The sequence below is a fragment of the Rhodococcus sp. (in: high G+C Gram-positive bacteria) genome (assembly GCF_049286785.1).
Taxonomy (GTDB): Bacteria; Actinomycetota; Actinomycetes; order Mycobacteriales; family Mycobacteriaceae; genus Rhodococcus_F.
Map to the genome: position 1 here is coordinate 1 of NZ_JBAQEO010000287.1, position 4,072 is coordinate 4,072.

The window sequence follows — 4,072 nt, forward strand, 5'->3', positions numbered from 1 at the left end:
GTCTCAGACTGCGCCGTTATTCTGGGCTGCCTGCAGCCGCGCCACCGACGGCGACGCCACCGACGGCCAGGACATCGAGGGCCACGACACCGAGGGAGGGGGCCGACCATGACGAACCCCGACGACCCGCGCACCCCGCAGGAACGCGCGTACGACGACACCGCATCATCGGCACCCGAGGGCGACCGAACCGAACAGTGGTCCCGGCAGGATCAGCCGACGGAATACGTGGGCCCTGCCGAGCAGCGCACGGAACACCTGGGCCCTGCCGAGCAGCGCACGGAACAGTTCTACACATCCGACCCCACGGCGGCCTACGGCGGGAATCAGCCGCATCCCACCCAGGCCCTGCCGCCCTACGATCCGACATTCGACGCGCAGCAGTATCAGCACACACAGCAGTACCCGAACGCCCAGTACCCGAACGAGTACCCGAATGCCCAGTACCCGCTTCAGGGGGCGGCCGACGAGAAGCCGGACGCGAAGAAGCCGCGGCAGATCGGCACCTGGATCGCTGCGACCGTGGCGGGGTTGCTGCTCGTCGGGGTCATCGCATTCGGCTACGCGCTCTTCACGTCCACGCCGAAAAACTCCTCGACCACCACGGCGGCGGGCCCCACCACGTCACTTCCGCCGGCTACCACGGCGCCCCGAACCACCACCCCGGCACCGTCGGCCACCGCCGAGTCGCCGTTCGGACAGCTTCCCGGCGGAATCGGTGAGTTCATCGGCGAGGCGGGCGCAGCGTTCGGGACGATCACTGTCAACGACGGTGCCACCCTGACTCTCGATGCGATCGGCGGGTCTCGGTTGATCGTCGAAACCACGCCGCAGACCAACGTGATCTCCCTGGACGGCGCCACCGTCGCCGACCTGAAACCGGGCTCCACCGTCATGGTGCAGGGAACGAAAATCGAGGGCGGCACGATGACTGCGGAGACGATCGTCAGCACCCAGCTACCCGACCTCGGCGGCAATTGACCCGTGATCGGACTTCTTCACCGAACCGAGACAGACTGTCGGGCACCGCGTCGTCCGGGGACGGCGCCGACTCGCTAGGCTGATCACCGATGACGGGAATGTGGTTCGTACTGGCGTTGATCGCACTCGCTGGCGCGTGCGCGCTGCTCTATTTCGATCGGTCGCGGCGCGATCAGTCCGGACGGGTGCGGCAGATCTGGGCCAAGGCCCAGGGCTATTCGTACGATGCGGTCGACGAGCGGTTGCCGTCAAAGTTTCATCGTGCCGCGATGGCCAAGCAGGAATACCTGAGTGCCGTCGACGTGGTGCGCGGCGAACGCCGGGGCGAGTCCTTCATTCTGTTCGATCTCGAAGAGACCGCCACCATCGTCGCGGTGCGTCGGCGGGTGGGCTCGGGAGTCGACATCGACCTCCGGCTCAAGTCGACGCCGCCGCCGAAGGATTCCGATCTCGAGCTGCTCGGCGCCATCGGTCCGCGGGTCGTGTTCGCCACCGATCTCGAGATCGCCCGCAGGGTGTGCGATCAGCGCATGGTCGCATTCACCGAGTCGGTTCCACCGCACGTGAACATGCTGTGGAGCGAAGGTGAATGGACCCTCGGTTCACTGCCCATCGGTAGCAGCGGGCGCGATTGGGATTCGGCGATCGAAGCCGTCGCACGCTTGTCGGGCATCCTGCACGTCCTGCCCCCGGTCACCGAACCGCGTGAACTCGACCGTCCTCCGCACGATCCCAGCAGGCCCCGCCGGGCATAGCGGCGCCGTTGTCGGCATTGCCTGCTGCCAGAAGTGCGCATGGGCGCGCGGCGCCTTGTAGCGTCACCGGTATGTCGATGCCTTCCAGCTCTGCCGACCCCACATCCGGCTCGGAGATCACACCCCGACGGCCGGTAGCTCTCGTCACCGGGCCGACTTCGGGTCTCGGTGCGGGTTTCGCCAGAAAGTTCGCTTCCCTCGGCTACGACCTCGTCCTGGTGGCCCGCGACGAGACACGGATGCGTGAGCTCGCGGCCGAGCTCAAAGCGACCTTCGACACCGATTCCGAGGTTCACACGGCCGACCTCGCGACCGAAGCCGGGCGCGACGACGTGATTCGTCGGCTCGAAAAGGGCGTCCAGGTGCTCGTCAACAATGCCGGGTTCGGCACGTCCGGCGAATTCTGGACCGCCGCGCCCGAACTGTTGCAGGCGCAGCTGGACGTCAATGTCACCGCGGTCATGCAGTTCACTCGCGCAGTATTGCCGTCGATGATCGCAGCGGCGAACGGCACCGTCATCAACGTGGCGAGCGTTGCAGGCCTGCTGTCCGGTCGGGGGTCCACCTACTCCGCCAGCAAGGCGTACGTGATCTCGTTCTCCGAGGGGTTGTCGGGTGGACTGGCCGGCACGGGCGTGCGCGTGCAGGCCCTGTGCCCGGGATTCATCCGCACGGAATTCCATCAGCGTGCCGGCATCGAGATGGGCTCCATCCCGAAACCGATGTGGCTGAACGTCGACCAGGTGGTGGCCACATCGCTGTCCGACCTCGAAAGCGGCAAGGTCATCAGCATCCCAGGCGTGCAGTACAAGGTGCTCACCACCGTCGGTCGCCTGGTGCCCCGCGGTCTGGTCCGGAAGCTGACCAACGTGTTCGGCCGGGGGCGGGCCCGCACGTAGCGGTGGGTAGGGTTTCGGGCATGAGTGATCGCGAGAAACTTGCCGCACTGGTGCGTGACCTGGCAGTGGTGCACGGCCAGGTGACGTTGTCTTCCGGCAAGGAAGCCGACTACTACGTCGATCTGCGACGCGCGACGCTGCACCACGAGGCCGGCCCGCTGATCGGAAAACTGCTGCGGGAGCTGGTGTCGGACTGGGAGTTCGACGCGGTCGGCGGACTGACGATGGGCGCCGATCCCGTGGCGATGGCGGTCATGCACGCCCCGGGCCGGCCCATCGACGCGTTCGTCGTCCGCAAGGCAGCCAAGGCCCACGGGATGCAGCGGCAGATCGAGGGTCCCGACGTGGTCGGCAAGCGCGTGCTCGTCGTCGAGGACACCACCACCACCGGCAACTCGCCACTCACCGCGGTGAAGGCCCTACGGGATGCGGGCGCGATCGTGGTCGGTGTGGCCACCGTCGTCGACCGGGCCACCGGAGCCGACGAAGTGATCGCCGCCGAGGGCCTCGAGTACCGGTCCCTGCTGGGTCTGGGCGACCTGGGCCTCTAGCGGGGTCGTCAGTCCGAGTCGCCGGCGGTGACGGCCAGGGCCAGGGCGGCCCGTCAGGAGTGTTGCGACTTCTCCTCCACCAGCCGGCAGAGGGCCGTGTCGGAGTGGTGGACCGCCTGCTCCGCGAAGGGTTCGATGATCTTGCCGAGGATTCTGCCGGCTATGCCTCCGGGCACGGTGTAGCGGAAGTCGATCGTCAGCCTCGTCTCGTTCTCGCCCAGGGCCTCGAATTGCCACCGTGAACGGGTGGAGAACCCTTCGATGGACGTCAGTTCGAGCAGATGGTTCCGCTCCCACGCCGTGATCTCCACGACCGAGCCGATAATTTTGGGTCCGATCCGCATGTCCGCGTGGTAGATGGCGCCGAGCCCCTGATCCTGATCCCCGGCCGGGTCGAACCGGGTGATTCCGTGGAGCCAGTGGGGAACGTTGCGGTAATCATCGACGTAGTCGAATGTCGCCTCGACGGGTGCAGCCGCGACGACGATGTGATGGATGTCGGTCATCGGTCTCTCCTGCGGAAGTTCTTTCCTCACCGTCAACGTAATGGTCGGGGCGTGCGCGCGGGGCGAGAGAGGCGAATCCGGTGATGATCCGTGACCGGGTCCGGCTGCCACCCCACGGTGACGTTCAGCATCATGCGGTAGGGCGTCGCGTCCGCCGCGTCTTGGCAGAATGTCCTCATGACCGAGCGCAAACCGCTGGGAGTGAACTTCGAGAGTTGGGTCGAGAAGCAGATCCGGCTCGCGCAGGAGCGCGGCGACTTCGACAATCTTCCCGGCGCAGGCAAGCCGATTCCCCACTCCGGCGATGTCGACGACGAATTGTGGTGGGTGAAGAATTATCTGCGGCGCGAGGATCTGCCCACCGACGCACTGTTACCCAC

At 66.5% G+C, this 4,072-nt stretch carries 6 protein-coding genes; 5 read left to right on the forward strand and 1 reads right to left on the reverse strand.

Annotated features, from left to right (window positions below; translation table 11 throughout):
• Positions 1 to 108 precede the first annotated feature (108 nt).
• The 4 genes from WAW17_RS11335 to pyrE all read left to right on the forward strand — a co-directional run bounded on the left by WAW17_RS11335 (position 109) and on the right by pyrE (position 3,186).
• Positions 109 to 981: a hypothetical protein gene (locus WAW17_RS11335; RefSeq protein ID WP_422333077.1), complete on the forward strand. Its 873-nt coding sequence runs from the start codon at positions 109 to 111 to the stop codon at positions 979 to 981.
• A 98-nt stretch (positions 982 to 1,079) separates the two neighbouring features.
• Positions 1,080 to 1,736: a hypothetical protein gene (locus WAW17_RS11340; protein ID WP_422333082.1), complete on the forward strand. Its 657-nt coding sequence runs from the start codon at positions 1,080 to 1,082 to the stop codon at positions 1,734 to 1,736.
• Positions 1,737 to 1,807: 71 nt separating this feature from the next.
• Positions 1,808 to 2,635 (forward strand): SDR family NAD(P)-dependent oxidoreductase, encoded by an 828-nt coding sequence (locus tag WAW17_RS11345; protein WP_422333078.1) that lies wholly within the window; start codon positions 1,808 to 1,810, stop codon positions 2,633 to 2,635.
• 20 nt (positions 2,636 to 2,655) lie between these two features.
• Positions 2,656 to 3,186 carry an orotate phosphoribosyltransferase gene (pyrE, locus tag WAW17_RS11350; RefSeq protein ID WP_422333079.1) on the forward strand — a complete coding sequence of 177 codons (531 nt, stop codon included), beginning with the start codon at positions 2,656 to 2,658 and terminating at the stop codon, positions 3,184 to 3,186.
• Between the two features lie 53 nt (positions 3,187 to 3,239).
• Here pyrE and WAW17_RS11355 read toward each other — a convergent pair whose 3' ends face one another.
• A complete protein-coding gene (locus WAW17_RS11355; RefSeq protein WP_422333080.1) occupies positions 3,240 to 3,692 on the reverse strand; it encodes an SRPBCC family protein in 453 nt (150 codons plus the stop codon).
• A 177-nt stretch (positions 3,693 to 3,869) separates the two neighbouring features.
• On the opposite strand from WAW17_RS11355, the gene WAW17_RS11360 reads away from it, so the two are divergent.
• On the forward strand, positions 3,870 to 4,072 hold a 203-nt coding region (locus WAW17_RS11360; protein WP_422333081.1), incomplete at its 3' end, for a DUF1992 domain-containing protein.